This window comes from Kluyvera georgiana ATCC 51603 (assembly GCF_001654985.1).
GTDB lineage: Bacteria > Pseudomonadota > Gammaproteobacteria > Enterobacterales > Enterobacteriaceae > Kluyvera > Kluyvera georgiana.
This window is the reverse complement of record NZ_LXEU01000013.1, coordinates 1-26,123: the sequence shown is the minus strand read 5'-3', so window position 1 is coordinate 26,123 and position 26,123 is coordinate 1. Positions and strand designations below refer to the sequence as shown.

Below are 26,123 nucleotides of genomic sequence, written 5' to 3'. Positions count from 1 at the left end.
TAACCAGCTGCTTAGTGTGAAGTGATTCACGTTTGCCGTCTCAGTGGGTGCGCATTATAGGGAACTTTGTTTTTTGCACAACCCCTTTTCTCAACTTTTTTTCTAAGTGTCGTTTTTTCACACTTTTCGCTCTGTAAGTATGCAATTTGCTTAATTTTTGAGATGAGAAACCCCAGGATTGGGCCGATAATGAGAAAGAATCCCACCATGACACCGTTTTAATGAGGTAAACATGTCTGCCGTTCTACGCCGCTATAAAGATTTATTCCCCGTCATCGGCAAACGCGTGATGATTGACCCCACCTGCGCAATCATCGGCGACGTTCGTCTGGCGGATGATGTCAGCATCTGGCCACTGGTTGCCGCGCGCGGCGACGTGAACTATATCCAGATTGGCGCACGCAGCAATATTCAGGATGGTAGCGTGCTCCATGTGACACATAAGTCAGCCAGGAACCCGGAAGGTAATCCGCTAATCGTCGGTGAAGACGTTACCGTTGGCCATAAAGTGATGCTGCACGGCTGCACCATCGGTAATCGGGTATTGGTCGGGATGGGTTCGATACTGCTGGATGGCGCGGTCGTTGAAGACGATGTCATGATTGGCGCGGGCAGCCTGGTGCCGCAGCATAAACGCCTCGAAAGCGGATACCTTTATCTGGGCAGCCCGGTAAAACAGATTCGACCGCTAAAAGAGGCCGAAATCGAGGGATTACGTTATTCGGCCAATAACTATGTGAAATGGAAAGATGACTATCTGGATCAGGACAGCCAGACCCAACCCTGAGCGTCTTCCTGCCGATCGCGAATCAGATCGCTGGCTTCTTCTTCAAGATCCCAGCGATTCTCGCTAAACAACGCGAGCCATTGCTGCGGGTTATCGCCGCCAAAGCGGCGAGTCATCGTTTCTGCACTTAATGCACACGTTAGCTGCATACCGTTCACCAGCACAGGAAAACAAATGGCTTCGAGATCGGCACGCCACTCTTCGCGGTCGGGAAACTGGATCGCCTGATTCATACGCCCAGCTCACGTTTGAGGGAGGCGATCACCGGTTCAACATCCGGCAAAACCCCGTGCCACAGTAAAACGGCGTGCGCCGCCTGCCCCACCAGCATCCCCAATCCATCAGCATAGCGTTTTACACCATGCTGGATGCACCAGGACAGAAAGGCCGTATTGCCCTGCTGATAAAACATGTCATAGCAACATACCTGCGGGCCCACCAGTGAAGCGGGAATAAGCGGCATCTCACCAGAAATGCCGCTGGAGGTGGCATTAATGATCAAATCGAACTCGTATCCTTCAAGCTCACACATCGGCTGCGCGCTGACGCTGCCGGTATGACGAAACAGTTCCGCGAGAGTCTGCGCCCGCGCATGAGTCCGATTGGTAAGGGTGACGCGACAATCCAGCGACAGCAATGGCAACAGCACGCCGCGCGCCGCGCCGCCTGCGCCAATCAGCAGGACGCGATAGCCGGGCTTAATCAGCCCAAGTCGTTCGAGGTCGCTCAATAGCCCAATACCATCGGTGTTGTCACCAAGGATTCGTCCATCATCAAGGCGTTTAAGCGTATTTACCGCCCCCGCCAGAGCCGCACGTTCGGTGAGTTCATCGGCACGTGAGAAAGCCTCTTCTTTAAAAGGCACCGTCACATTCGCCCCTTTACCGCCCTGCTGGAAAAAAGCCTCCAGCGTCGCAACGAAACCATCCAGCGGCGCCAGCATGCGACCATACGGATGTACGATGTTCAGCTGCTCGGCAAACTGTTGATGGATGAACGGTGATTTGCTGTGGGCAATCGGGTTACCAAAAACGACGTAGCTTTCCATCAGTTATCCCTGGCGAAAACGTTCGCCCGTTAAGGCATCAAGAATCTCTGACGGATTCATCCGCCCCCCCGTTGGCGCATCCACGATCGGAAAATTGTCGCCAAACTGCGCGAGCACTTCCGCCGTGGTTCGGCAAGGAGGCAGGCCAGTCAGGTTCGCGCTGGTCGACACCAAAGGTTTGCCATAGGCCTGGCAGAGCTCAATAACTACCGGATGATCGGTGACGCGAACGGCCAGCGAGTTAAAGCGGCCGGTCAGCCAGGCGGGAGTCGTTGGCTTCGCGGGGAAGACAAACGTCACCGGCCCGGGCCAACGCGCGAAGACCGTGGCACGCTGCTCATCGGTCAACTGACTGTCGTCAATATAAGGTTGAAGTTGTTCGAAGCTCGCGGCAATCAGGATCAGCCCCTTTTCTACCGGACGCTGTTTTAACGCCAGCAGCCGCATTACCGCTTCTTCACTGTCAGGATCGCAACCCACGCCAAACACGGCTTCGGTTGGATAGGCGATGACTTCTTTATTATTCAGAGCAATAACCGCACGCTGCACGGCCTCTGATGGCAGGTTTTTATTCACTGATTTGTTTCGCCGGAACCGGCTTTCCACATTGTTTACTGGCACAAAAACGCTTTACGCCCTGCGCCGTTTTCTTTTCGATAAGCAGCGGGTAGTGGCACTCGGGGCACTCCCCCGCAACCGGTGTGAAGTTAATGACGAACTGACATTCCGGGTAACGATCGCAGGAATGAAAGGTTTTACCGTAACGCGAACGGCGCTGCACCAGATGCCCTTGCTGGCAGGCGGGGCAGGCAATCGCAGTTTCATCCGGTTTATCAATAACCTCAGTATGTTCACATTCTGGATACTGACTGCATCCAATGAACATACCAAAGCGCCCCTGACGCAGCACCATTACGGCACCACACCTGGGACACATCTGCCCCTCCAGAATTTTAACGATATGACCGTCCGCCTGACTTTTCAGGGGACGAACGTAGTCGCATTCCGGATAATGGGAACAGCCAAGAAACGGCCCGTGTTTACCGGACCGTATGACTAATTCGGCCCCGCACTGCGGGCAGGGCTCGTGTTTAGGCACCGAAAACAGTGCTGATTTGACCATAACAACTCTTGATGCCACAAAATGATTTAATGCAGCATACCTTCATTCGTCTCGAAGAGTAATTCTTCCATTTGTTGATACGCGTTTTCACAGCCCGGAAGATTGAACAGAACCATCAAAATGACCCATTTCAGCTCTTCCAGCTCAAACTCTGCGGTATCCAGAGCCATCACGCGCTCAATAACCATTTCCCGCGTTTCGAGGTTCAGCACCTGAATCTGCTCCAGGAATAACAGGAACCCTCGGCAGCTTGCATCCAGACGCTGGCTCTCCTCCTGTGTGAAAATACGTACAGAGAGAGGATCGGATGCTAGCTGCATCGGTTCTACGAGGCCTTCCTGATAGTCGGCGAGCTTTTCCAGCCATATTAGCGCGTTGAAGATATCTTCACGTTCGAACCCCGCATCGGTAAGATCCCGAGTCAGTTTGTCCTGATCTACGCGCATGTCTGTTTCGTTATGGATGTAGGTCTCAAACAAATACATTAGTACGTCGAACATGGCCTGCCCTCCTTAATCGGACATAGCCGCCGGGTACAGCTGCGATCCATCCTGCTAACTCCAGTTCAAGTAGCTGGGCCACGGTCACTGGCACAGGTTGGCCGGCACGTTCAGCGACGACGTCAACAGGTGTTACCTCATCTCCTACGTTAGCCAGGAGCTCAGGAAATGGCAATGCTACGGATTCCTTATCTGCACAATAATTTGCCATTTCTGCTCGTTCGGACAAATGTCTGTTTAATCCCGGGAAAAGCACCAGAATATCCTCAGGCTCCGTGACGGCGATCGCGCCTTGTTTGATAAGCCAATGCGGCCCCTCCATACCCGGATGACCAAGCGGCCCGGGGATAGCGAACACTTCGCGCCCCTGTTCAAGCGCACAACGAGCCGTCACCAGCGAACCGCTTCGCAGCGCGGCTTCCACAACCAGTACGCCGCGACTTAACCCACTGATAATGCGGTTACGCCGCGGGAAATGGTAAGGCGCGGGCGTCGCCATAAGCGGGAATTCTGACACCAGCGCCCCGCCGTGTTCCACAATACTTTGCGCCAGTGACCGATGTCGGTAGGGATAGATATGATTCAGCCCGCTGCCGAGGACCGCAATCGTGCTGCCACCCGCCTGCAACGCCCCCCGATGGGCAACACCATCGATGCCTAACGCCAGGCCGCTGGTAATCGTGATGCCGAGTTTCGCCAGCGATTCACACAAATAGCGCCCCCAACGCTCACCGTACAGAGAGTGATGCCGGCTCCCGACAACGGCGAGCTGTGGGGAATGCAACAATGCCAGATTCCCGCGGACGCACAATACCGCCGGGTAATCGCTAATGGCGCGAAGCGGTTCCGGGTACAAGGGCGAATCCGCAAATAAAAGATGGTTGTCTGATTCCGCCAGCCAACGGTTGGCGGCCTCCATCTCGGCGGGTGAAAACGCGAAAAAACGTTCGGCCTGCTTAATGCTGAAGCCCAAAACGTAGAGCATTTGATGTGTAATGCGAGTTTCCTGACGCAGCGCAGACAGCGCGTGCAACATGCCATCGCCATACAAATCATTCACCTTTAACAAACGAAAGGCGAGTTCCTCGGGTGACATCCTTTCCCCCTTGCCACAGGCGGCATTAGCAATCTTTGCGATTGGTCAGTGACTCTGTCAATTAGAGGGGGTTTTGTCTAGAATAGAGGTAATAATCTTTCCTACTCCTGAACAGAACTCTGGATATTTATGGCAGTTTTGCAAGTATTACATATCCCGGACGAGCGCCTTCGCAAAGTCGCCGCGCCGGTAAAAGAAGTGAATGACGAAATCCAGCGTATCGTGGACGATATGTTCGAAACCATGTACGCCGAAGAGGGCATTGGTCTGGCGGCAACCCAGGTCGATATCCATCAGCGTATTATCGTTATCGATGTCTCTGAGAATCGTGACGAACAGCTGGTGCTGATCAACCCGGAACTGCTGGAAAAAGACGGCGATACCGGCATTGAAGAAGGCTGCCTGTCCATCCCGGAACAGCGGGCGCTGGTTCCTCGTGCCGAACGCGTGAAAATTCGCGCCATTGGCCGTGATGGTAACCCCTTCGAGCTGGAAGCGGACGGCCTGCTGGCAATTTGCATTCAGCATGAAATGGACCACTTAGTCGGTAAGCTGTTTATCGATTATCTGTCGCCGTTAAAGCAGCAACGTATTCGTCAGAAAGTTGAAAAACTGGATCGCCTGAACGCGCGTGCCTAAGGATAAGGATTAACGTGTCAGATTCCCTACGTATTATTTTTGCGGGTACTCCTGATTTTGCAGCGCGTCATCTTGACGCGCTGTTGTCGTCTGAGCACCAGCTAGTCGGCGTATTTACCCAGCCAGACCGCCCTGCCGGTCGCGGTAAGAAGCTGATGCCAAGCCCGGTAAAAGTGTTGGCGGAAGAAAAAGGCATTCCGGTCTTTCAGCCAGCCTCGCTGCGTCCTGAAGAAAATCAGAAGCTGGTCGCGGATCTACAGGCCGACGTCATGGTCGTGGTCGCTTATGGGCTTCTCCTGCCGAAAGCCGTGCTGACTATGCCGCGCCTTGGGTGCATTAACGTTCACGGTTCTCTGCTCCCACGCTGGCGCGGCGCTGCGCCAATTCAGCGCTCGCTGTGGGCGGGTGACAGCGAAACCGGCGTGACCATCATGCAAATGGACGTGGGTCTGGATACCGGCGATATGCTGCATAAGCTCTCCTGCCCAATTACCCCAGACGACACCAGCGCCAGCCTTTACGATAAGCTGGCTGAACTTGGCCCGCAGGGCCTACTGCACACGCTGCATTTGCTGGCAACCGGCACGGCGACACCTGAAGTGCAGGATGAAGCTCTGGTTAGCTATGCAGAGAAGCTGAGCAAAGAAGAAGCCCGTGTTGACTGGACGCTCAGCGCCGCTCAGCTGGAACGCTGCATTCGTGCCTTTAATCCGTGGCCGATGAGCTACATCGTTATCGACGAGCAGCCGGTTAAAATCTGGCAAGCTTCGGTGATTGATAAACCCACAGGCGCCGAGCCGGGGACCATCCTCGAAGCCACCCGCCAGGGTATTCAGGTCGCGACTGGCGACGGCATCCTCAATCTTCTCTCGCTGCAACCCGCGGGTAAGAAGGCCATGAGCGCTCAGGATCTGCTTAACTCACGCCGGGAGTGGTTCGAGCCCGGAAACCGTCTACTCTGACGGTTGACACCTTTTTAAAGCCCGGAGTCTCCGGGCATTTTTATTTTTACGGTTATGAAAAAACATCTTAATTTACGCAGTATGGCGGCCCAGGCCGTTGAACAGGTCGTCGAAAAGGGGCAGTCGTTAAGCAATGTGCTGCCCGCCATGCAGCAAAAAGTGGCCGATAAAGACAAAGCGCTGCTTCAGGAGCTGTGCTTCGGCGTGCTGCGCACCCTTTCCCAGCTTGAGTGGATGATCCAACAGCTGATGGAACGCCCGATGACGGGCAAACAGCGCACCGTCCATTACCTGATCATGGTGGGCTTCTACCAGCTGCTGCATACCCGTATTCCACCTCATGCCGCACTGGCGGAAACCGTTGAAGGCGCCGTCGTCATTAAGCGTCCACAGCTGAAAGGGCTGATCAACGGCGTACTGCGTCAGTTCCAGCGCCGTCAGGAAGAACTGCTCGCTGAATTCGCGCAAAGTGATTTGCGCTTCCTTCACCCTTCCTGGCTGGTAAAACGCATTAGAGCGGCCTATCCGCAGCAGTGGGAAAGCATCCTTGAGGCCAATAACCAGCGCCCGCCGATGTGGCTGCGCGTCAACCGCACTCACCACTCGCGCGACGCCTGGCTTGATCTGCTCACAGAAGCCGGTATGACGGGTTTCCCGCATGCTGACTACCCGGATGCGGTGCGTCTGGAAACGCCAGCGCCTGTACACGCCCTCCCTGGTTTTGACGAAGGTTGGGTGACCGTTCAGGATGCTTCCGCTCAAGGATGCGTAAACTACCTGCTGCCGGAAGACGGCGAGCAAATCCTTGACCTGTGTTGTGCGCCGGGCGGTAAAACCACGCACATTCTCGAAGTTGCCCCGCAGGCCGACGTATTGGCCGTCGACGTTGATGAAAAACGTCTGTCACGCGTGTATGACAACCTGAAGCGGCTGGGTATGAAAGCGACGGTGAAACAGGGTGATGGTCGTTATCCTGAACAATGGTGCAGCGATCGGCAGTTCGATCGTATCCTGCTGGACGCGCCGTGTTCCGCAACAGGGGTGATTCGTCGCCACCCGGACATTAAATGGCTCCGTCGCGACCGTGATATTGCCGAGCTGGCACAGCTGCAGGCCGAGATCCTCAACGCAATCTGGGCACACCTGAAGCCAGGTGGTACGCTGGTGTACGCCACTTGTTCCATTCTGCCGGAAGAAAACCAGCAGCAAATTGCCGCGTTTCTCTCCCGCACGCCGGATGCCGAACTGCACGAAACCGGTACGCCAGAGCAGCCAGGCCAACAGAATTTACCAGGTGCCGAAGAAGGCGATGGTTTCTTCTACGCTAAGCTAATCAAAAAGTGATGAAATAACGGGTCGCAACTGATGAAAATTATCATTCTGGGCGCCGGACAAGTCGGCGGTACGCTGGCGGAAAACCTGGTCGGGGAAAACAACGACATCACGATCGTTGACACTAACGGCGAGCGCTTGCGCAGCCTGCAGGATAAATTCGACCTCCGCGTGGTACAAGGCCACGCCTCTCACCCTCGCGTTCTGCGTGAAGCCGGTGCCGACGATGCCGATATGCTGGTCGCGGTTACCAGTTCGGATGAAACCAATATGGTCGCCTGCCAGGTGGCCTACTCGTTATTCAATACGCCAAACCGTATTGCACGAATCCGCTCACCGGACTACGTACGCGACGCCGATAAGCTCTTTCACAGCGATGCCGTACCGATCGATCATCTGATCGCGCCTGAGCAATTGGTTATCGACAACATCTACCGGCTGATTGAGTATCCCGGCGCGCTGCAGGTGGTGAACTTCGCAGAAGGTAAAGTCAGCCTGGCTGTGGTGAAGGCTTACTACGGCGGTCCGCTAGTGGGTAATGCGCTCTCAACGATGCGTGAGCATATGCCGCACATTGATACCCGCGTGGCGGCGATTTTCCGCCATGACCGCCCGATTCGCCCGCAGGGTTCTACTATTGTCGAAGCCGGTGATGAAGTGTTCTTTATCGCCGCATCACAGCATATTCGCGCGGTAATGAGTGAGCTACAACGTCTGGAGAAACCTTACAAGCGCATCATGCTGGTTGGCGGTGGTAACATCGGTGCGGGGCTAGCACGCAGGCTGGAAAAAGATTACAGCGTGAAGCTGATTGAGCGTAATCAACAGCGAGCGGCCGAACTGGCAGAGAAACTGCAAAACACCATCGTCTTCTTTGGCGATGCCTCGGATCAAGAGCTGTTGGCTGAAGAGCATATTGATCAGGTCGATCTATTTATTGCCGTCACCAACGATGACGAAGCCAATATCATGTCGGCGATGCTGGCTAAGCGGATGGGTGCCAAGAAAGTGATGGTGTTGATCCAACGCCGCGCTTATGTCGATCTGGTCCAGGGCAGCGTGATCGACATTGCGATCTCTCCGCAGCAGGCCACCATCTCCGCGCTACTGAGCCACGTGCGTAAAGCGGATATCGTGGGCGTTTCATCGCTCCGCCGCGGTGTTGCTGAAGCCATCGAAGCCGTCGCACACGGCGATGAAAGTACTTCGCGCGTGGTTGGCCGAGTGATTGACGAAATTAAACTGCCTCCAGGCACCATTATTGGTGCGGTGGTGCGCGGAAATGACGTCATGATTGCTAATGACAATTTGCGTATTGAACAAGGCGATCACGTCATTATGTTCCTGACCGATAAAAAATATATTTCCGACGTCGAACGCCTGTTCCAGCCCAGTCCTTTCTTCCTTTAATTTCCCAAAGGCGCTCAATAGAGCGCTTTTTTATTAACCTTCTATTATTTAAGGGTTAATTAATACCTTCATATTTATTATCACTAATGGAAATTAAATAAACATTTGTTAAACTTATAAACGTCAGCTAGCACAAGGGAGAATAAAATGAGCATTATTAAAGAGTTTCGCGAATTCGCGATGCGAGGAAATGTTGTCGATTTGGCAGTGGGTGTCATTATTGGTGCGGCGTTTGGTAAGATTGTGTCGTCTTTAGTGGCGGACATTATCATGCCACCGCTGGGGCTATTAATTGGTGGGATTGATTTCAAACAGTTTGCCGTCACGCTACGTGATGCGCAGGGTGATATCCCTGCCGTCGTGATGCATTACGGCGTATTCATCCAGAACGTCTTTGATTTTATCATTGTTGCCTTCGCCATCTTTATGGCGATTAAGCTGATGAATAAACTCAATCGTAAGAAAGAAGAACCTGCGGCCGCACCGGCGCCGACAAAAGAAGAAGTGCTGCTATCCGAAATTCGCGATCTGCTGAAAGAACAAAACAACCGTTCGTAATCAGGCGACAGAAAGCAGAAAGCCAGTGGTAAAAAAGCGTATCGCTTGTTTGCCACTGGCCTCCCGACCATATTGTTTACCGTGTTTTTCCTTCCGTAAATAGCTACCTTTCCCTTTCTTATTTTTCTCAACGCGCTGACGAAACAGCGGGTCATGCAACAGCGCCTCGATGGCATTATCTTTTATCTGCCCCTTCGTATGCTGATAGCGGCTCATAACGATCTCCTGATTAGGTTAATGACACGCGGCGAGTGTAGACCTCATTGTGTAAAAATTCAACGGCGATTTTACGATGCACCGGCCCCCTGCTCGAGGATCCCAAGTATCGAACAAAACTCACTGCTGTGAGCGGTTCCACAACAAGCATCATTGAGCTGTTTAAGCGCACGCTGCATCGACTGAAGTTCTTCAATACGCGACTCAACTTCGCTGAGCCTCGCCTGGACGATGCTTTTTGATTCCTGACAGGTATGGTGCTCCGGATCCACACGGATCGAAAGCAGTTCGCGGATCGACTCAAGGGTAAAACCAAGCTGACGTGCGTAGCGAATAAACTTCAGGCGCTGAAGATCGTCCGCCGTGTACAGACGAAAGCCGCCTTCTGTACGCACGTCGTGACTCATCATCTGCTGCTTTTCATAATAACGGACGGTGTCAGGGGTGACGCCAGCCAGTTTAGACAGTTCGCCAATCCGGTACATTACTACTCCTCGTTGATTTTTTGCATCAGCTTTTCCGCATAATCGCCGCGCAGAAAGTCGGTATTGATACCAGCCTGTTGGAGTTTGAGCTCTAACAGCGTTAATCGACGGCTTAGTTCCTGGTAGCGAACATCTTCACGGCGAATACCTTTCAGGATATCCGCCAGCGCTATCGCCTCTTTGCGTTGTTCAAGCTCTGGTGGCAGGCATCCGGCATTCTTTAATAGCCTGTAACCAGAGCGTAGCTCTTCAGGAACAGCGGAGTCATCATCAAGCACGAGTGGCTCGCCCTGCCCCGGAAGATTGTCAAACTCACCTCGGCACAGTGCGTCGGTAATATGACGCTCAGCCCACTGGTCCAGTAACCACATGACAACACTCCGCTGAATTGAACAGAAAGAATACGGCTATTGTAGATAGGATGGGGGAAGAGGGGATATAAAAAAACCCGCCGAGGCGGGTTTTTTTATTTTACTGCAAATTACTCTGCAGCTGCTTCTGCTTTCGGCTCAGCACGATCAACCAGCTCGATGTATGCCATCGGCGCGTTGTCGCCTGCACGGAAGCCACACTTCAGAATGCGAGTGTAACCACCGGTACGGCTCGCGAAACGCGGGCCCAGCTCGTTAAACAGTTTTGCCACGATCTCGTTATCACGAGTACGGGCGAATGCCAGACGACGATTAGCAACGCTATCAGTCTTGGCAAGAGTAATCAGCGGCTCAACTACGCGACGCAGTTCTTTCGCTTTAGGCAGGGTCGTCTTGATGATTTCATGACGAACCAGTGAACCTGCCATGTTGCGGAACATAGCCTGGCGATGGCTGCTGTTGCGGTTCAGTTGACGACCACTCTTACGATGGCGCATGACCTTATCCTTCTCAGTAAAACCTTAACCTGTGATCCGGTTACTCGTCAGCAATGCTTGCCGGCGGCCAGTTTTCCAGGCGCATGCCCAGAGACAGACCACGGGAAGCCAGCACGTCTTTAATCTCGGTAAGAGATTTTTTACCCAGGTTAGGCGTCTTAAGAAGCTCAACCTCGGTACGCTGTACCAGATCACCGATATAGTGGATAGCTTCTGCCTTGAGGCAGTTAGCAGAGCGGACAGTCAATTCCAGATCGTCAACAGGGCGCAGCAGGATCGGATCGAATTCTGGTTTCTCTTCTTTCACTTCCGGCTGACGTACATCACGTAAGTCAACGAAAGCTTCCAGTTGTTCTGCCAGGATGGTTGCCGCACGACGAATCGCCTCTTCAGGATCGATTGTGCCGTTGGTTTCCATTTCGATGACCAGCTTGTCCAGGTCGGTACGCTGTTCTACACGCGCTGCTTCAACATTGTAGGCAATACGCTCTACAGGGCTGTAGCAGGCGTCGACCAACAGACGGCCGATCGGGCGCTCATCTTCTTCCGAATGAATTCGGGCAGAAGCCGGCACATAACCGCGACCGCGCTGAACTTTGATACGCATGCTGATAGCTGCGTTCTCATCGGTCAGGTGGCAGATCACGTGCTGCGGCTTGACGATTTCGACATCCCCATCATGGGTGATATCGGCTGCAGTCACAGGGCCAATGCCAGATTTATTCAAGGTAAGAATAACTTCATCTTTACCCTGAACTCTCACCGCCAGCCCTTTCAGGTTGAGCAGGATTTCAAGGATATCTTCCTGAACGCCTTCTTTGGTGCTGTACTCATGAAGTACACCATCAATCTCAACCTCGGTCACCGCGCAACCCGGCATCGATGAGAGCAGAATACGGCGCAGTGCGTTACCCAGAGTATGGCCAAAGCCACGCTCTAAAGGCTCAAGGGTCACCTTGGCGTGCGTCGAACTCACTTGCTCGATATCTACCAGGCGCGGTTTTAGAAACTCTGTCACAGAACCCTGCATTGTGTCCTCTCTTTGGTACTAAGCTTTACTTGGAGTAAAGCTCGACGATCAGGTGTTCGTTAATGTCCGCAGACAGATCAGAACGCTCAGGCTGACGCTTGAACGTGCCTTCCATCTTGCCAGCATCAACTTCCAGCCAGGTTGGCTTTTCACGCTGTTCAGCCAGCTCCAGAGCGGCTTTAACGCGAGATTGCTTTTTCGCTTTCTCACGGATGCTAACAACGTCATTCGCTTTAACCTGATAAGAAGCGATGTTAACAACACGACCGTTTACCATGATTGCTTTATGGCTAACCAGCTGGCGTGCTTCAGCACGAGTGGCGCCAAAGCCCATACGGTATACTACGTTGTCCAGACGACCTTCCAGCAGAGCCAACAGGTTTTCACCGGTGTTGCCTTTCAGACGTGCTGCTTCTTTGTAATAGTTACGGAACTGACGCTCCAGCACGCCGTAAATACGACGAACTTTCTGCTTTTCACGCAACTGCACACCATAGTCAGACAGACGCGGTTTACGCGCACCGTGCTGGCCAGGAGCTTGTTCAATTTTACACTTGGTATCGATCGCGCGAACGCCAGACTTAAGGAATAAGTCGGTGCCCTCACGACGGCTCAGCTTGAGCTTAGGACCCAAATATCTTGCCATTTTCTTTCTCCAACAAACCTGGAAAACGAAGCGTTATACGCGACGTTTCTTCGGCGGACGACAACCGTTATGAGGGATCGGAGTCACATCAGTAATGTTAGTGATGCGGAAACCAGCGGCGTTCAGAGCACGAATAGTAGATTCGCGGCCTGGACCCGGACCTTTAACCATAACTTCCAGATTCTTGATGCCGTATTCTTTAACGGCGTCAGCGCAACGCTCTGCTGCAACCTGAGCTGCAAACGGAGTGGATTTACGCGAACCACGGAAACCGGAACCACCGGCTGTTGCCCAACCCAGCGCGTTACCCTGACGATCGGTAATGGTAACGATGGTGTTGTTGAAAGAAGCATGGATATGAGCCACGCCGTCAGAGACTTGCTTTCTTACACGTTTACGTGCACGAATTGGTGCCTTTGCCATTATTCAATCACCCCGATTATTTCTTGATCGGTTTGCGCGGACCCTTACGGGTACGTGCGTTGGTCTTAGTACGCTGACCGCGCACTGGCAGACCACGACGATGACGCAAACCGCGATAGCAACCAAGATCCATCAGGCGCTTGATGCTCATGCTAATTTCACGGCGCAGATCACCTTCAACGACAAATTTGGCAACTTCGTCACGCAGCGTGTCGATTTGTCCTTCAGACAGCTCACTGATCTTAACATTTTCAGCGATACCCGCAGCAGCCAGGATGGCTTTAGAACGGGTCTTGCCGACGCCGTAGATCGAGGTTAACGCGATCACAGCATGTTTCTGATCAGGAATGTTAATGCCTGCTATACGGGCCACTATGCACTCCTACTATTTAATATGTACGCACCATGCTGAAAAGCCCGTTTTCAGGATACTCAAATGGAAACGTACAGACATACAAAAGATTGGCTGGCTAATCTAGCCAGCTCAACCCAACTTTGCAAGAAAAATATGCGAAAAAATCAGCCTTGGCGCTGTTTATGCTTCGGCTCGGCACTGCAAATCACACGGATGACACCATCACGCTTAACGATTTTGCAGTTACGGCATAATTTCTTGACGGAAGCACGAACTTTCATTTTTACTCTCCGTAACTTCTCAGACGACCATTTAGCGGCCGTAGCCTTTCAGGTTCGCCTTCTTCAATGCAGACTCGTACTGACTTGACATCATCAGAGTTTGCACTTGAGCCATAAAGTCCATAATCACGACAACAACGATCAGTAGCGATGTCCCACCGAAGTAGAACGGCACTTTCATTGCATCACGCATGAACTCCGGGATCAGGCAGATAAAAGTAATATACAGTGCACCAACGAGTGTCAGGCGAGTCATTACTTTATCGATATACTTCGCCGTTTGCTCTCCCGGACGAATTCCTGGTACAAATGCACCGGACTTCTTCAGGTTATCTGCTGTTTCACGCGGGTTGAAGACCAACGCCGTGTAGAAGAAACAGAAGAAGATGATTGCAGACGCATAGAGTAACACATAAAGCGGTTGCCCAGGCTGCAAATACAGCGAAATTGTTGTCAGCCAGTTCCAACCGGTACCGCCCCCGAACCATGACGCGATGGTCGCCGGGAACAGAATAATACTGGAAGCGAAGATTGCCGGGATTACCCCCGCCATATTCACTTTCAGCGGTAAATGTGTGCTCTGTGCAGCATAGACACGACGACCTTGCTGACGTTTCGCGTAGTTTACCACAATGCGGCGTTGACCACGCTCAACAAATACAACAAAGAACGTCACTGCAAACACTAATACTGCAACCAACAGCAACAGGAGGAAGTGCAGGTCGCCTTGACGCGCTTGCTCGATAGTATGGGCAATGGCTGGCGGGAGTCCCGCAACGATACCAGCGAAGATGATGATCGAGATACCGTTACCGATACCACGTTCAGTGATCTGTTCGCCGAGCCACATCAGGAACATTGTCCCTGTAACCAGACTCACAACAGCGGTGAAATAGAATGCAAAGCCTGGATTGATTACCAGGCCCTGCATACCAGGCATATTCGGCAGACCGGTAGCAATACCGATCGACTGGAATATCGCCAGCACCAGAGTACCGTAGCGGGTGTACTGGCTGATCTTACGACGACCAGACTCCCCTTCTTTCTTAATTTCCGCCAGCGTTGGGTGAACCACCGTCAGCAGCTGGATAATGATCGACGCCGAAATATACGGCATGATCCCCAGAGCAAAGATAGAAGCACGGCTGAGAGCACCACCAGAGAACATGTTAAACATCTCAATGATGGTGCCTCGCTGTTGCTCAAGCAGTTTGGCAAGTACAGCGGCATCAATACCAGGGATCGGAATAAAAGAGCCAATACGGAACACAATAAGCGCACCGATTACAAACAGCAGTCTGCGTTTCAGCTCGCCTAAGCCACCTTTGGCACTTTGAAAATCTAATCCCGGTTGTTTAGCCATCTGCTACTTATTCCTCGATTTTACCGCCAGCAGCTTCGATAGCAGCACGAGCGCCTTTAGTAACACGCAGGCCACGAACAGTTACCGGAGTAGAAACTTCGCCAGCCAGGATCACTTTTGCGAACTCGATCTGGACACCGATAATGTTAGCTGCTTTCAGCGTGTTCAGGTCAACAATACCGCCTTCCACTTTCGCCAGGTCAGACAGACGGACTTCCGCTGTGATCGCTGCTTTGCGAGAAGTGAAGCCGAATTTCGGCAGACGACGGTACAGAGGCATCTGACCACCCTCGAAACCACGACGTACGCCACCGCCAGAACGAGACTTCTGACCTTTGTGACCACGACCGCCGGTTTTACCGAGGCCAGAACCGATACCACGACCCAGACGGCGACCCGCCTTTTTAGAGCCTTCGGCCGGAGACAGAGTATTTAAACGCATCTCTTACTCCTCAACTTTAACCATGAAGTAAACCGCGTTGACCATACCACGAACAGCAGGAGTATCCTCGCGTTCTACGGTGTGACCAATACGACGCAGACCCAGGCCAAGCAGCGTTGCCTTGTGTTTCGGCAGACGACCGATTGCACTGCGGGTTTGAGTAATTTTAATAGTCTTTGCCATGGTTTATTTCCCCAGAATTTCTTCAACGGATTTACCACGCTTGGCAGCGACCATTTCCGGAGATTTCATATTTTCCAGGCCATCGATAGTTGCACGAACCACGTTGATCGGGTTAGTGGAACCATACGCTTTAGCCAGAACGTTACGAACCCCAGCGACTTCCAGAACGGCGCGCATTGCACCACCGGCGATGATACCGGTACCTTCGGAAGCCGGCTGCATGAATACACGAGAACCCGTGTGAGTACCCTTAACCGGGTGCTGCAGGGTGCCAGTATTCAGCGCGACGTTAATCATATTGCGACGGGCTTTTTCCATCGCTTTCTGGATCGCTGCTGGAACTTCACGCGCTTTACCGTAACCAAAACCAACGCGACCGTTACCATCGCCTACTACAGTCAGAGCTGTGAAGGAGAAAATACGACCACCTTTAACGGTTTTAGATACGCGGTTTACCGCGATCAGCTTTTCCTGCAGTTCGCCAGCTTGTTTTTCGATGTGAGCCATCTTACACCTCTACCTTAGAACTGAAGGCCAGCTTCACGGGCAGCATCTGCCAGTGCCTGGACACGACCATGATATTGGAACCCGGAACGGTCAAAGGACACATCTTTGATGCCTTTTTCCAGAGCGCGTTCAGCGACAGCTTTACCCACAGCTGCAGCAGCGTCTTTGTTACCGGTGTACTTCAGTTGTTCAGCGATAGCTTTTTCTACAGTAGAAGCAGCTACCAGAACTTCGGAACCGTTCGGTGCAATGACCTGTGCGTAAATATGACGCGGGGTACGATGTACCACCAGGCGAGTTGCACCCAGCTCCTGGAGCTTGCGGCGTGCGCGGGTCGCACGACGGATACGAGCAGATTTCTTATCCATAGTGTTACCTTACTTCTTCTTAGCCTCTTTGGTACGCACGACTTCGTCGGCGTAACGAACACCCTTGCCTTTATAAGGCTCAGGACGACGGTAGGCGCGCAGATCCGCTGCTACCTGGCCGATTACCTGCTTATCAGCGCCTTTCAGCACGATTTCAGTTTGAGTCGGACATTCAGCAGTAATACCTGCCGGCAGCTGATGCTCAACCGGGTGAGAGAAACCTAAAGACAGGTTTACCACGTTCCCTTTGACCGCTGCACGATAACCTACACCAACCAGCTGTAACTTCTTAGTGAAGCCTTCGGTAACACCGATAACCATTGCGTTCAGCAGGGCACGCGCGGTACCAGCCTGAGCCCAACCGTCTACGTAACCATCACGCGGACCGAAAGTCAGAGCATTATCTGCATGTTTAACGTCAACAGCATCGTTGAGAGTACGAGTCAGCTCGCCGTTTTTACCTTTGATCGTAATAACCTGACCGTTGATTTTTACATCAACGCCGGCAGGAACAACGACCGGTGCTTTAGCAACACGAGACATTTTTTCCTCCGATTAGGCTACGTAGCAGATAATTTCGCCACCAAGACCAGCCTGGCGCGCTGCACGATCAGTCATAACACCTTTAGAGGTAGAAACAACCGCGATACCCATGCCAGCCATAACCTTCGGCAGCTCGTCTTTACGCTTATAAATGCGCAGACCTGGGCGACTAACACGCTGAATGCTTTCTACAACAGCTTTACCCTGGAAATACTTAAGAGTCAGTTCCAGTTCCGGCTTGGTGTCGCCTTCAACTTTAAAATCTTCAATAAAACCTTCTTCCTTCAGCACGTTGGCAATTGCCACTTTCAGCTTGGAGGAAGGCATGGTGACCGCAGCTTTATTCGCGGCCTGACCGTTACGGATACGGGTCAGCATATCCGCGATCGGATCTTGCATGCTCATCTGTCTTTACTCCCGTGATTCAATTGGTAATTACCAGCTAGCCTTTTTCAAGCCCGGTACTTCACCGCGCATAGCGGCTTCACGAAGCTTAATACGGCTCAACCCGAACTTGCCCACATAGCCATGCGGACGACCTGTTTGACGGCAGCGTTTACGCTGACGAGACGGGCTGGAATCACGCGGCAGAGACTGCAGCTTGAGAACTGCGTTCCAACGATCTTCGTCGGTCGCGTTCACATCAGAGATAATAGCTTTCAGTTCAGCGCGTTTTGCGAAGTACTTATCAGCTAAAGCTACGCGCTTTACTTCGCGTGCTTTCATTGATTGCTTAGCCATTCAGTAACCCTACCTTACTTGCGGAACGGGAAGTCAAAGGCAGCCAGCAGAGCACGGCCTTCTTCATCAGATTTCGCAGTAGTGGTAATGGTAATATCCAAACCACGCACGCGGTCGACTTTATCGTAGTCGATCTCTGGGAAGATGATCTGCTCACGGACACCCATGCTGTAGTTACCACGACCGTCGAAAGACTTAGCGGACAAGCCACGGAAGTCACGGATACGTGGAACAGCAATAGTGATCAGGCGCTCAAAGAACTCCCACATGCGTTCGCCACGCAGAGTTACTTTACAGCCGATCGGATAGCCCTGACGGATTTTGAAGCCTGCAACTGATTTGCGTGCTTTGGTGATCAGCGGTTTTTGACCGGAGATTGCTGTCAGGTCAGCTGCTGCGTTATCCAGCAGTTTCTTGTCAGCGATCGCTTCACCAACACCCATGTTCAGGGTGATCTTCTCGACCCGAGGGACTTGCATGACAGAATTGTAGTTAAACTCAGACATGAGTTTAGCGACTACTTCGTCTTTGTAGTAATCATGCAGTTTCGCCATCGTACTACTCCAAATTACTTGATAGTTTCGCTGTTAGACTTGAAGAAACGGACTTTTTTGCCGTCTTCGAATCTAAAGCCTACACGGTCAGCCTTGCCGGTAGCCGCGTTGAAAAGTGCAATGTTAGAGATCTGAATAGCTGCTTCTTTCTCTACAATGCCGCCTGGTTGGTTCAGAGCCGGAACCGGCTTCTGGTGTTTCTTAACCAGGTTGATACCTTCAACGATGACCTTGCCGGAAGACAGGACATTCTTAACTTTACCGCGTTTACCTTTATCTTTACCGGTTAACACGATAACTTCGTCATCACGACGGATTTTAGCTGCCATGATTCGCTCCTTAGAGTACTTCTGGTGCCAGAGAGATAATTTTCATGAACTTCTCGTTACGAAGTTCACGAGTTACCGGCCCAAAAATACGCGTACCGATAGGCTGCTCGCTGTTATTGTTTAAAATAACGCATGCATTACCATCGAAGCGAATGACAGAACCGTCCGGGCGACGAACACCCTTCTTGGTGCGCACCACTACCGCCTTCAGCACATCACCTTTTTTGACCTTACCACGCGGAATTGCTTCCTTGATGGTGATCTTGATGATGTCGCCTACGCCTGCGTAGCGACGGTGCGAGCCACCCAGAACCTTGATACACATTACGCGACGTGCACCGGAGTTGTCGGCGACGTTCAGCATAGTCTGTTCTTGGATCATTTTAGTGCTCCGCTAATGTCAACTACTACTGAGACCCGAATTCAGGTCGTTAAAAAGCCCCATATCGAGGGCGCGGCATTATAACACCGCTTCAACGATAAGGGTAGAAAAAATAAACGGCTCATCGCTGAGCCGTTTATTCGTATCGAGAACGAGTACTGTATTACAGAACCGCTTTCTCTACAACGCGAACCAGCGTCCAGGATTTAGTCTTGGACAGCGGACGGCATTCGCGGATTTCAACCACGTCGCCCATGCCGCATTCGTTGTTCTCGTCATGTACGTGCAGTTTGGTCGTACGTTTGATGAATTTGCCGTATACCGGGTGTTTCACCATACGTTCGATAGCAACAACAATGGATTTCTCCATTTTTGCGCTAACTACGCGACCTTGCAGAGTACGGATTTTATCGGTCATTACGCACCCGCCTTCTGAGTCAGTAAAGTCTTAACGCGTGCAACATCACGACGAACCTGCTTCAGCAGGTGAGTCTGTTGCAGCTGGCCACTTGCAGCCTGCATGCGCAGGTTGAACTGCTCACGCAGCAGGTTCAGCAGCTCAGCGTTCAGCTCTTCAACGCTTTTTTCACGCAGCTCTTTTGCTTTCATTACATCACCGTCTTAGTTACAAAGGTGGTTTTGATCGGCAGTTTCGCTGCAGCGAGGCCGAATGCTTCACGGGCCAGCTCTTCCGGGACGCCGTCCATTTCATACAGGACTTTACCCGGCTGGATCAAGGCAACCCAATACTCCACGTTACCTTTACCTTTACCCATACGCACTGCCAGCGGTTTTTCGGTGATCGGTTTGTCCGGGAATACACGGATCCAGATCTTACCTTGACGCTTAACTGCACGGGTCATTGCACGACGTGCTGCTTCGATCTGACGGGCAGTCAGACGACCACGGCCAACAGCTTTCAGGCCGAAGCTGCCGAAGCTAACATCCGCGCCAGCAGCCAGACCGCGGTTACGGCCTTTGTGCACTTTACGGAATTTTGTACGCTTTGGTTGTAACATCAGCGACGCTCCTTATTTACGGCCTTTACGCTGCTGCTTTTTAGGTTGAGCAGCCGGTTCCGGTTGTTCAACAGCAGCCATACCACCCAGGATCTCACCTTTGAAGATCCATACCTTAACGCCGATTACACCATAAGTGGTGTGCGCTTCAGAGGTGTTGTAGTCGATGTCAGCACGCAGAGTGTGCAGCGGTACGCGACCTTCACGGTACCATTCGGTACGTGCGATTTCCGCGCCGCCCAGACGGCCGCTAACTTCAACTTTGATACCTTTAGCGCCCAGACGCATTGCGTTCTGTACAGCACGCTTCATAGCACGACGGAACATGACACGACGTTCCAGCTGAGAAGTGATGCTGTCAGCAACCAATTTTGCGTCCAGTTCAGGCTTACGCACTTCGGCGATATTGATCTGGGCAGGTACGCCAGCAATATCAGCTACGACTTTGCGCAGTTTTTCTACGTCTTCACCTTTCTTACCGATCACGATGCCCGGGCGAGCGGTGTGAATGGTCACACGGATGCTCTTAGCCGGACGCTCGATAACGATACGAGATACGGACGCTTTAGCCAGTTCCTTAGTCAGGTACTGACGTACTTTAAAGTCGCTGTCCAGGTTGTCAGCGAATTCTTTGGTGTTCGCAAACCAGGTTGAGTTCCATGGTTTTACAATACCCAGGCGAATACCATTAGGATGTACTTTCTGACCCATTGCTAGTCTCCAGAGTCTCAGCGATCGGACACAACCACAGTGATGTGGCTGGTGCGCTTCAGGATGCGATCTGCACGACCTTTCGCACGCGGCATAATGCGCTTCATGCTCGGGCCTTCGTCTACGAAAATTTTCGTAACTTTCAGATCGTCGATGTCAGCGCCATCGTTGTGTTCAGCGTTAGCAATGGCAGATTCCAGAACTTTCTTAACCAGTACAGCCGCTTTCTTATTGGTGTAGGTCAGAATTTCCAGTGCCTGCGACACTTTCTTACCGCGAATCAGGTCAGCAACAAGGCGAACCTTCTGAGCAGAAGAACGAGCATGGCGATGTTGAGCTAAAGTTTCCATCTCTTCCTCCTACCTTATTTCTTCTTCGCTTTTTTATCAGCAGCGTGGCCGCGATAAGTACGAGTCGGTGCGAATTCACCCAGTTTGTGACCAACCATTTCGTCGGTAACAAAAACTGGAACGTGCTGACGACCATTATGGACAGCGATGGTCAAACCGATCATGTTAGGAAAGATCGTTGAACGACGGGACCAAGTGCGCAGGGGCTTCTTGTCTCCGCTTTCCACCGCTTTCTCTACCTTCTTCAGCAAGTGCAGGTCAATAAAAGGACCTTTCTTGAGAGAACGTGGCATGGCTTATCCTCTAAAATTATTTGCTACGGCGACGTACGATGAATTTATCAGTACGCTTGTTGCTGCGGGTCTTCTTACCTTTGGTCTGAACGCCCCACGGAGTTACCGGGTGCTTACCAAAGTTACGACCTTCACCACCACCATGTGGGTGATCGACTGGGTTCATCGCAGTACCGCGAACGGTAGGACGAACACCACGCCAGCGTGCAGCACCTGCTTTACCCAGAACGCGCAGCATATGCTCAGCATTGCCAACTTCGCCCAGGGTTGCACGGCAGTCTGCTTCGACTTTACGCATTTCACCAGAACGCAGACGCAGGGTGACATAAGCACCATCACGCGCAACGATCTGAACGTAAGTACCAGCGGAACGTGCCAGCTGACCGCCTTTACCTGGTTTCATTTCTACGTTATGAACGGTAGAACCAACCGGGATATTGCGCATCGGCAGGGTGTTACCTGCTTTGATTGCAGCATCAACGCCAGACTGAATCTGGTCGCCAGCTTTCAGGCCTTTAGGGGCCAGGATGTAACGGCGCTCGCCGTCTTTGTACAGAACCAGCGCGATGTTCGCGGAACGGTTCGGATCGTACTCAAGACGTTCAACAACTGCCGGGATACCATCTTTGTTGCGTTTGAAGTCAACAATACGGTAAGCCTGCTTGTGACCACCACCAATGTGACGAGTGGTGATACGGCCATTGTTGTTACGACCACCGGATTTGCTGTTTTTTTCCAGCAGCGGAGCAAAAGGTTTGCCCTTGTGCAGCTCAGGGTTAACCACTTTAACTACGTGGCGACGACCCGGAGATGTCGGTTTACATTTAACAACTGCCATTGTATTACTCCTCCGACTTACTCAGCGCCGCCGACGAAGTCCAGATTCTGGCCTTCCTTCAGGGTGACGTAAGCTTTTTTCCAGTCGCTACGACGACCGATACGCTGTCCGTGACGTTTAACTTTCCCTTTAACTACCAGGGTGTTAACGACTTCGACTTCGACTTCAAACAGTTTCTGCACAGCAGCTTTGATTTCTGCTTTGGTCGCGTCTTTAGCAACTTTGAGAACGATGGTGTTAGTTTTTTCCATCGCAGTAGACGCTTTTTCAGAAACGTGCGGTGCGCGCAGCACCTTCAGCAGACGTTCTTCACGAATCATGCCAGCATCTCCTCAACTTGCTTAACAGCATCAGCAGTCATTACGACTTTGTCGAAGGCGATCAGGCTAACCGGGTCGATACCAGTTGCATCGCGTACGTCAACCTTGTGCAGGTTGCGCGCAGCCAGGAACAGGTTTTCGTCCAGCTCACCGGTGATGATCAGCACATCTTCCAGAGCCATGTCTTTCAGTTTCTGTGCCAGCAGCTTAGTTTTAGGCGCTTCTACAGAGAACTTCTCGACAACGATCAGACGATCCTGACGTACCAGTTCGGACAGAATGCTTTTCAGCGCGCCGCGGTACATCTTCTTGTTAACTTTTTGACTGTGGTCCTGCGGGCGTGCAGCGAAGGTCACGCCACCTGAACGCCAGATCGGGCTCTTGATAGAACCTGAACGCGCACGGCCGGTACCTTTCTGGCGCCACGGCTTTTTGCCTGAACCAGTTACTTCAGCACGAGTCTTCTGAGCACGAGTACCCTGACGAGCACCAGCTGCATAAGCAACAACAACCTGGTGAACCAGCGCTTCGTTGAAATCACGACCGAAGGTAGTTTCGGAAACAGTCAGCGCGCTCTGCGCGTCTTTCAATACTAATTCCATTGCTATCCCCTTACGCCTTCACAGCTGGTTTAACGATCAGGTCGCAACCGGTCGCACCCGGAACACCACCTTTAACCAGCAGCAGGTTGCGCTCAGCGTCAACACGTACTACGTCCAGGCTCTGAACAGTAACGCGTTCGTTGCCCAGCTGACCTGCCATTTTCTTGCCTTTGAACACTTTGCCCGGAGTCTGGTTCTGACCGATAGAACCCGGAACGCGGTGAGACAAGGAGTTACCGTGAGTAGCGTCCTGGGTACGGAAGTTCCAGCGCTTAACGGTACCAGCGAAACCTTTACCTTTAGAGGTACCGGTTACGTCAACTTTTTTAACGTCAGCAAACAGTTCAACGCTGATGCTCTGACCTACGGTGTATTCTTCACCATCTGCCAGACGGAATTCCCACAGGCCGCGGCCAGCTTCTACGCCAGCTTTAGCAAAGTGGCCAGCTTCCGGCTTAGTTACACGGTTAGCTTTTTTAGCACCAGTGGTAACCTGAACAGCGCGATAGCCATCGTTAGCCAGATCTTTGATCTGAGTAACGCGGTTTGCTTCAACTTCGATAACGGTTACTGGGATAGATACGCCATCTTCAGTGAAGATGCGGGTCATACCCACTTTTTTACCGACTAAACCAATCATTGTATCAACCTCTCAATCGCTCGATGACCTGATTAACCCAGGCTGATCTGCACGTCTACACCGGCAGCCAGGTCCAGACGCATCAGAGCATCAACGGTTTTTTCAGTTGGCTCAACGATGTCAACCAGACGCTTGTGAGTACGGATCTCGTACTGATCACGCGCGTCTTTGTTAACGTGCGGAGAGATCAGAACGGTGAAACGCTCTTTGCGGGTCGGCAGCGGGATCGGACCACGGACTTGCGCACCGGTGCGCTTAGCAGTCTCGACGATTTCCGCGGTTGATTGATCGATCAGACGATGATCAAACGCTTTCAGGCGGATACGGATTCTTTGGTTCTGCATGAGACCAGAGCTCCAATTATTTTATAGACGAAATAGTTACTCCTCAAACCCATTACGATTGATGGGAGAGTGTAACCGTTCTTACAGAGTTCCCCAATTGGGAACATTGTCTGGTATCGCTTACGCAGTACCTGGTTCAGATTGAACCGCCTGTCAATATTAGACAAGCCCGCGCATTATACACAAATACCCATGTGAAGCAAGCCGTGTTTATAAATTAATCACCACATCCTGCACACCGTTCGCAAAACAACCTGCACACCTGCAATCTCGTACGGTTGTCTGGATAACGTCGCGCAGTCGCTGAGATTGCCTTTTGCCAACTGTGCCCGCGCTTCGCAAACTACAGTCACTTTTCCCTTCGGACGACACCGATATGACGCTTCTCGCCCTCCCCTTCTTTATGGTTTATACACTGCTCAGCGGCGCCCTGTGCTGGCATGATGCCCATACCGGTCTGCTGCCAAACCGTCTGACCTGTCCTTTACTGTGGACTGGAGTGCTATTCCAGCTCAGCCTGCATCCGGCGAGTCTCAGCGATGCGCTTTGGGGGATATTTGCCGGCTACGGTATTATGAGCATGTTCTACTGGGGATACCGGGCAATACGCCGCTGTGAGGGCTTAGGGTATGGGGATGTAAAATATCTCGCGGCCCTGGGAGCGTGGCACGGGTGGCAAGCATTACCGGTACTGCTTGTTACCGCCTGCGCGATGGCCGGCACTTACATCCTGAGTCAGGCCATCTGGAGACGGTCAGCACAGACAATAAAAAACCCGCTGCCGTTCGGTCCATTTCTGGGGGCTGCGGGTTTTATTATCGCCGGCCTGGCGACGATTAATCTGCAACTTTAATTTGCGACTGCAGGTAATTCTGTAGGCCAATTTTGCCAATCAGATCCAGCTCAGTCTCCAACCAGTCGATATGATGCTCTTCTTCGGTGAGTATCTCGATCAGCATATCGCGGCTCACGTAGTCATGGACACTATCAGCATAGGCAATGGCTTCACGCAGATCTTTTGCGCCGTCCAGTTCCAGTTTTAAATCCGATTGCAGCATCTCTTCGACGTCTTCGCCGATATGCAGCTTGCCAAGATCCTGCAGATTTGGGATCCCTTCAAGAAACAAAATACGTTCGATGTACTTATCGGCGTGCTTCATTTCATCGATGGATTCGTGATACTCGATATCATTGAGGCGCATCAGGCCCCAGTTTTTGAACATTCTCGCATGGAGAAAGTATTGATTGATTGCGACAAGCTCATTTCCCAATAATTTATTGAGATAATTTATAATCTTAACGTCACCTTTCATTATATAGACCCTCCGCTTCCACTTATTGAAGCGTAGAACGGCCTACAGGGATGTCAAAAAAGAAATCCGGGCTCAGGCAATCTCTTTGAACTCTGGCATTTGCATTAATTCGTCTTCCATCACCTCTCGAGCCGCACGAACGCACTTACCACATTGATTTCCAATAGGAATACATTTTCTTAATTGCTGGAAAGACTGCGGATGAAACTGGCGCACTGCCTGGCGAATTTTTTTATCGCTGACGCCATTACACAAACAAACGTACATACCTACTCCCGTTCAATTTCTGAACAAAGTGTAAGTGAGAATAATTATGATTACAATACCAGAACGCAAAACGACGAGGAAATATGCGAGCAAATCGTGCGAAATACGGGCGGAATAAAACCATAAAAAGCAAAAAGGGCGCCGAAGCGCCCTTTTTAAGCTCAAAGCTAATTAATCAATAATTAGCTCATTACTTTAGCAACAACGCCCGCGCCAACGGTACGGCCGCCTTCACGGATTGCGAAACGCAGACCG

Annotated in this window: 47 protein-coding genes; 7 read left to right on the top strand and 40 right to left on the bottom strand. The window is 51.9% G+C overall.

The window, feature by feature from the left end:
• The first annotated feature begins 232 nt into the window (after positions 1–232).
• On the top strand, positions 233–787 hold the full coding sequence (locus tag M989_RS02765) for a gamma carbonic anhydrase family protein (RefSeq protein ID WP_064541690.1): 555 nt from the start codon (positions 233–235) through the stop codon (positions 785–787).
• On the opposite strand, the gene M989_RS02760 is transcribed toward M989_RS02765, so the two are convergent.
• Genes M989_RS02760 through dprA form a run of 6 tightly spaced genes read right to left on the bottom strand, consistent with a single transcriptional unit; the run spans position 763 to position 4,554 of the window.
• Complete coding sequence (locus tag M989_RS02760; RefSeq protein WP_064541687.1) at positions 763–1,020, bottom strand: DUF1488 family protein; 258 nt, start codon at positions 1,018–1,020, stop codon at positions 763–765. The two genes, M989_RS02765 and M989_RS02760, sit on opposite strands and share 25 nt — an antisense overlap.
• Positions 1,017–1,835: a shikimate dehydrogenase gene (gene aroE / locus M989_RS02755; RefSeq protein ID WP_064541684.1), complete on the bottom strand. Its 819-nt coding sequence runs from the start codon at positions 1,833–1,835 to the stop codon at positions 1,017–1,019. Before aroE ends, M989_RS02760 begins: the two co-directional genes overlap by 4 nt.
• A 3-nt stretch (positions 1,836–1,838) precedes the next feature.
• Positions 1,839–2,411 carry an L-threonylcarbamoyladenylate synthase type 1 TsaC gene (tsaC, locus tag M989_RS02750; protein ID WP_064541681.1) on the bottom strand — a complete coding sequence of 191 codons (573 nt, stop codon included), beginning with the start codon at positions 2,409–2,411 and terminating at the stop codon, positions 1,839–1,841.
• The gene (locus tag M989_RS02745; RefSeq protein WP_064541678.1) at positions 2,404–2,958 is read right to left on the bottom strand and encodes a DNA topoisomerase family protein; all 555 of its coding nucleotides are present in this window, start codon (positions 2,956–2,958) and stop codon (positions 2,404–2,406) included. Before M989_RS02745 ends, tsaC begins: the two co-directional genes overlap by 8 nt.
• Before the next feature lie 26 nt (positions 2,959–2,984).
• Positions 2,985–3,458, bottom strand: a complete 474-nt coding sequence (gene smg / locus M989_RS02740) for a DUF494 family protein Smg (protein WP_064541675.1) — start codon at positions 3,456–3,458, stop codon at positions 2,985–2,987.
• Complete coding sequence (gene dprA / locus M989_RS02735; RefSeq protein WP_064541672.1) at positions 3,430–4,554, bottom strand: DNA-protecting protein DprA; 1,125 nt, start codon at positions 4,552–4,554, stop codon at positions 3,430–3,432. The genes smg and dprA overlap by 29 nt, the downstream gene beginning before the upstream one ends.
• A 129-nt stretch (positions 4,555–4,683) precedes the next feature.
• On the opposite strand from dprA, the gene def reads away from it, so the two are divergent.
• The 5 genes from def to mscL all read left to right on the top strand — a co-directional run bounded on the left by def (position 4,684) and on the right by mscL (position 9,455).
• Positions 4,684–5,193 carry a peptide deformylase gene (def, locus tag M989_RS02730; RefSeq protein WP_064541669.1) on the top strand — a complete coding sequence of 170 codons (510 nt, stop codon included), beginning with the start codon at positions 4,684–4,686 and terminating at the stop codon, positions 5,191–5,193.
• A gap of 14 nt (positions 5,194–5,207) precedes the next feature.
• Complete coding sequence (gene fmt, locus M989_RS02725) at positions 5,208–6,155, top strand: methionyl-tRNA formyltransferase (protein ID WP_064541667.1); 948 nt, start codon at positions 5,208–5,210, stop codon at positions 6,153–6,155.
• A gap of 54 nt (positions 6,156–6,209) precedes the next feature.
• Complete coding sequence (rsmB, locus tag M989_RS02720; protein WP_064541664.1) at positions 6,210–7,499, top strand: 16S rRNA (cytosine(967)-C(5))-methyltransferase RsmB; 1,290 nt, start codon at positions 6,210–6,212, stop codon at positions 7,497–7,499.
• A 21-nt stretch (positions 7,500–7,520) separates the two neighbouring features.
• Positions 7,521–8,897, top strand: coding sequence for a Trk system potassium transporter TrkA (gene trkA / locus M989_RS02715; RefSeq protein ID WP_064541661.1), 1,377 nt, complete (start codon positions 7,521–7,523; stop codon positions 8,895–8,897).
• A gap of 147 nt (positions 8,898–9,044) precedes the next feature.
• Positions 9,045–9,455, top strand: coding sequence for a large-conductance mechanosensitive channel protein MscL (mscL, locus tag M989_RS02710; protein WP_064541658.1), 411 nt, complete (start codon positions 9,045–9,047; stop codon positions 9,453–9,455).
• Here mscL and M989_RS02705 read toward each other — a convergent pair whose 3' ends face one another.
• The 31 genes from M989_RS02705 to rpsJ form a co-directional block, all read right to left on the bottom strand.
• Positions 9,456–9,671 carry an alternative ribosome-rescue factor A gene (locus M989_RS02705; protein WP_064541655.1) on the bottom strand — a complete coding sequence of 72 codons (216 nt, stop codon included), beginning with the start codon at positions 9,669–9,671 and terminating at the stop codon, positions 9,456–9,458. It lies immediately after the preceding gene.
• A 71-nt stretch (positions 9,672–9,742) separates the two neighbouring features.
• Positions 9,743–10,156, bottom strand: coding sequence for a Zn(2+)-responsive transcriptional regulator (zntR, locus tag M989_RS02700; protein ID WP_064541652.1), 414 nt, complete (start codon positions 10,154–10,156; stop codon positions 9,743–9,745).
• A gap of 2 nt (positions 10,157–10,158) precedes the next feature.
• The gene (locus M989_RS02695) at positions 10,159–10,527 is read right to left on the bottom strand and encodes a DnaJ family domain-containing protein (protein WP_064541649.1); all 369 of its coding nucleotides are present in this window, start codon (positions 10,525–10,527) and stop codon (positions 10,159–10,161) included.
• A gap of 110 nt (positions 10,528–10,637) precedes the next feature.
• Entirely contained in the window at positions 10,638–11,024 is a 387-nt protein-coding gene (gene rplQ / locus M989_RS02690) for a 50S ribosomal protein L17 (RefSeq protein WP_064541646.1), read from the bottom strand.
• Positions 11,025–11,064: 40 nt separating this feature from the next.
• On the bottom strand, positions 11,065–12,054 hold the full coding sequence (locus M989_RS02685; protein WP_002919219.1) for a DNA-directed RNA polymerase subunit alpha: 990 nt from the start codon (positions 12,052–12,054) through the stop codon (positions 11,065–11,067).
• Between the two features lie 25 nt (positions 12,055–12,079).
• The gene (gene rpsD, locus M989_RS02680) at positions 12,080–12,700 is read right to left on the bottom strand and encodes a 30S ribosomal protein S4 (RefSeq protein WP_038158499.1); all 621 of its coding nucleotides are present in this window, start codon (positions 12,698–12,700) and stop codon (positions 12,080–12,082) included.
• A gap of 33 nt (positions 12,701–12,733) precedes the next feature.
• The gene (rpsK, locus tag M989_RS02675) at positions 12,734–13,123 is read right to left on the bottom strand and encodes a 30S ribosomal protein S11 (protein ID WP_001029684.1); all 390 of its coding nucleotides are present in this window, start codon (positions 13,121–13,123) and stop codon (positions 12,734–12,736) included.
• Between the two features lie 16 nt (positions 13,124–13,139).
• The gene (rpsM, locus tag M989_RS02670) at positions 13,140–13,496 is read right to left on the bottom strand and encodes a 30S ribosomal protein S13 (protein ID WP_013364454.1); all 357 of its coding nucleotides are present in this window, start codon (positions 13,494–13,496) and stop codon (positions 13,140–13,142) included.
• A 146-nt stretch (positions 13,497–13,642) separates the two neighbouring features.
• Positions 13,643–13,759 (bottom strand): 50S ribosomal protein L36, encoded by a 117-nt coding sequence (gene rpmJ, locus M989_RS02665; protein ID WP_000868187.1) that lies wholly within the window; start codon positions 13,757–13,759, stop codon positions 13,643–13,645.
• A 31-nt stretch (positions 13,760–13,790) separates the two neighbouring features.
• On the bottom strand, positions 13,791–15,122 hold the full coding sequence (secY, locus tag M989_RS02660) for a preprotein translocase subunit SecY (protein WP_015962746.1): 1,332 nt from the start codon (positions 15,120–15,122) through the stop codon (positions 13,791–13,793).
• A gap of 7 nt (positions 15,123–15,129) precedes the next feature.
• Positions 15,130–15,564: a 50S ribosomal protein L15 gene (rplO, locus tag M989_RS02655; protein WP_064541643.1), complete on the bottom strand. Its 435-nt coding sequence runs from the start codon at positions 15,562–15,564 to the stop codon at positions 15,130–15,132.
• A gap of 3 nt (positions 15,565–15,567) precedes the next feature.
• Positions 15,568–15,747, bottom strand: a complete 180-nt coding sequence (gene rpmD, locus M989_RS02650) for a 50S ribosomal protein L30 (protein WP_003863301.1) — start codon at positions 15,745–15,747, stop codon at positions 15,568–15,570.
• Between the two features lie 3 nt (positions 15,748–15,750).
• The gene (gene rpsE, locus M989_RS02645) at positions 15,751–16,254 is read right to left on the bottom strand and encodes a 30S ribosomal protein S5 (RefSeq protein ID WP_015962744.1); all 504 of its coding nucleotides are present in this window, start codon (positions 16,252–16,254) and stop codon (positions 15,751–15,753) included.
• Positions 16,255–16,268: 14 nt separating this feature from the next.
• Entirely contained in the window at positions 16,269–16,622 is a 354-nt protein-coding gene (gene rplR, locus M989_RS02640; protein WP_000358960.1) for a 50S ribosomal protein L18, read from the bottom strand.
• A 9-nt stretch (positions 16,623–16,631) separates the two neighbouring features.
• A complete protein-coding gene (rplF, locus tag M989_RS02635) occupies positions 16,632–17,165 on the bottom strand; it encodes a 50S ribosomal protein L6 (RefSeq protein WP_064541640.1) in 534 nt (177 codons plus the stop codon).
• 12 nt (positions 17,166–17,177) lie between these two features.
• On the bottom strand, positions 17,178–17,570 hold the full coding sequence (rpsH, locus tag M989_RS02630) for a 30S ribosomal protein S8 (protein ID WP_003031127.1): 393 nt from the start codon (positions 17,568–17,570) through the stop codon (positions 17,178–17,180).
• A 30-nt stretch (positions 17,571–17,600) separates the two neighbouring features.
• Positions 17,601–17,906 carry a 30S ribosomal protein S14 gene (gene rpsN / locus M989_RS02625; protein ID WP_064541637.1) on the bottom strand — a complete coding sequence of 102 codons (306 nt, stop codon included), beginning with the start codon at positions 17,904–17,906 and terminating at the stop codon, positions 17,601–17,603.
• Between the two features lie 14 nt (positions 17,907–17,920).
• A complete protein-coding gene (gene rplE / locus M989_RS02620) occupies positions 17,921–18,460 on the bottom strand; it encodes a 50S ribosomal protein L5 (RefSeq protein ID WP_064541635.1) in 540 nt (179 codons plus the stop codon).
• Between the two features lie 14 nt (positions 18,461–18,474).
• Positions 18,475–18,789, bottom strand: a complete 315-nt coding sequence (gene rplX, locus M989_RS02615; RefSeq protein WP_035894981.1) for a 50S ribosomal protein L24 — start codon at positions 18,787–18,789, stop codon at positions 18,475–18,477.
• Positions 18,790–18,799: 10 nt separating this feature from the next.
• Positions 18,800–19,171, bottom strand: a complete 372-nt coding sequence (gene rplN, locus M989_RS02610; RefSeq protein WP_000613954.1) for a 50S ribosomal protein L14 — start codon at positions 19,169–19,171, stop codon at positions 18,800–18,802.
• A 163-nt stretch (positions 19,172–19,334) separates the two neighbouring features.
• A complete protein-coding gene (gene rpsQ, locus M989_RS02605; protein WP_035894980.1) occupies positions 19,335–19,589 on the bottom strand; it encodes a 30S ribosomal protein S17 in 255 nt (84 codons plus the stop codon).
• Complete coding sequence (gene rpmC, locus M989_RS02600; protein ID WP_002919754.1) at positions 19,589–19,780, bottom strand: 50S ribosomal protein L29; 192 nt, start codon at positions 19,778–19,780, stop codon at positions 19,589–19,591. The genes rpsQ and rpmC overlap by 1 nt, the downstream gene beginning before the upstream one ends.
• Positions 19,780–20,190, bottom strand: a complete 411-nt coding sequence (gene rplP, locus M989_RS02595) for a 50S ribosomal protein L16 (protein ID WP_064541633.1) — start codon at positions 20,188–20,190, stop codon at positions 19,780–19,782. The genes rpmC and rplP overlap by 1 nt, the downstream gene beginning before the upstream one ends.
• Positions 20,191–20,202: 12 nt before the next feature.
• Complete coding sequence (gene rpsC, locus M989_RS02590; protein ID WP_006817277.1) at positions 20,203–20,901, bottom strand: 30S ribosomal protein S3; 699 nt, start codon at positions 20,899–20,901, stop codon at positions 20,203–20,205.
• A gap of 17 nt (positions 20,902–20,918) precedes the next feature.
• The gene (gene rplV / locus M989_RS02585) at positions 20,919–21,251 is read right to left on the bottom strand and encodes a 50S ribosomal protein L22 (protein ID WP_035894978.1); all 333 of its coding nucleotides are present in this window, start codon (positions 21,249–21,251) and stop codon (positions 20,919–20,921) included.
• A gap of 14 nt (positions 21,252–21,265) precedes the next feature.
• Positions 21,266–21,544, bottom strand: coding sequence for a 30S ribosomal protein S19 (gene rpsS / locus M989_RS02580; protein WP_001138117.1), 279 nt, complete (start codon positions 21,542–21,544; stop codon positions 21,266–21,268).
• A gap of 16 nt (positions 21,545–21,560) precedes the next feature.
• A complete protein-coding gene (gene rplB / locus M989_RS02575) occupies positions 21,561–22,382 on the bottom strand; it encodes a 50S ribosomal protein L2 (protein ID WP_000301859.1) in 822 nt (273 codons plus the stop codon).
• Positions 22,383–22,399: 17 nt separating this feature from the next.
• Positions 22,400–22,702, bottom strand: a complete 303-nt coding sequence (rplW, locus tag M989_RS02570; RefSeq protein WP_000617546.1) for a 50S ribosomal protein L23 — start codon at positions 22,700–22,702, stop codon at positions 22,400–22,402.
• A complete protein-coding gene (rplD, locus tag M989_RS02565; RefSeq protein ID WP_000424395.1) occupies positions 22,699–23,304 on the bottom strand; it encodes a 50S ribosomal protein L4 in 606 nt (201 codons plus the stop codon). Before rplD ends, rplW begins: the two co-directional genes overlap by 4 nt.
• A 10-nt stretch (positions 23,305–23,314) precedes the next feature.
• Complete coding sequence (rplC, locus tag M989_RS02560; RefSeq protein ID WP_064541630.1) at positions 23,315–23,944, bottom strand: 50S ribosomal protein L3; 630 nt, start codon at positions 23,942–23,944, stop codon at positions 23,315–23,317.
• A gap of 32 nt (positions 23,945–23,976) precedes the next feature.
• Positions 23,977–24,288 carry a 30S ribosomal protein S10 gene (rpsJ, locus tag M989_RS02555; RefSeq protein ID WP_001181005.1) on the bottom strand — a complete coding sequence of 104 codons (312 nt, stop codon included), beginning with the start codon at positions 24,286–24,288 and terminating at the stop codon, positions 23,977–23,979.
• 376 nt (positions 24,289–24,664) lie between these two features.
• Between rpsJ and M989_RS02550 the strand changes: the two genes are divergently transcribed.
• Positions 24,665–25,141, top strand: coding sequence for a prepilin peptidase (locus tag M989_RS02550; protein ID WP_064541627.1), 477 nt, complete (start codon positions 24,665–24,667; stop codon positions 25,139–25,141).
• On the opposite strand, the gene bfr is transcribed toward M989_RS02550, so the two are convergent.
• The 3 genes from bfr to M989_RS24280 all read right to left on the bottom strand — a co-directional run.
• Positions 25,125–25,601: a bacterioferritin gene (gene bfr / locus M989_RS02545; RefSeq protein WP_064541623.1), complete on the bottom strand. Its 477-nt coding sequence runs from the start codon at positions 25,599–25,601 to the stop codon at positions 25,125–25,127. The two genes, M989_RS02550 and bfr, sit on opposite strands and share 17 nt — an antisense overlap.
• A 72-nt stretch (positions 25,602–25,673) precedes the next feature.
• Positions 25,674–25,868: a bacterioferritin-associated ferredoxin gene (bfd, locus tag M989_RS24290; protein ID WP_035894970.1), complete on the bottom strand. Its 195-nt coding sequence runs from the start codon at positions 25,866–25,868 to the stop codon at positions 25,674–25,676.
• Between the two features lie 182 nt (positions 25,869–26,050).
• Positions 26,051–26,123: EF-Tu C-terminal domain-related protein (locus M989_RS24280; protein WP_191604234.1), on the bottom strand; the 73-nt coding region annotated here is incomplete at its 5' end.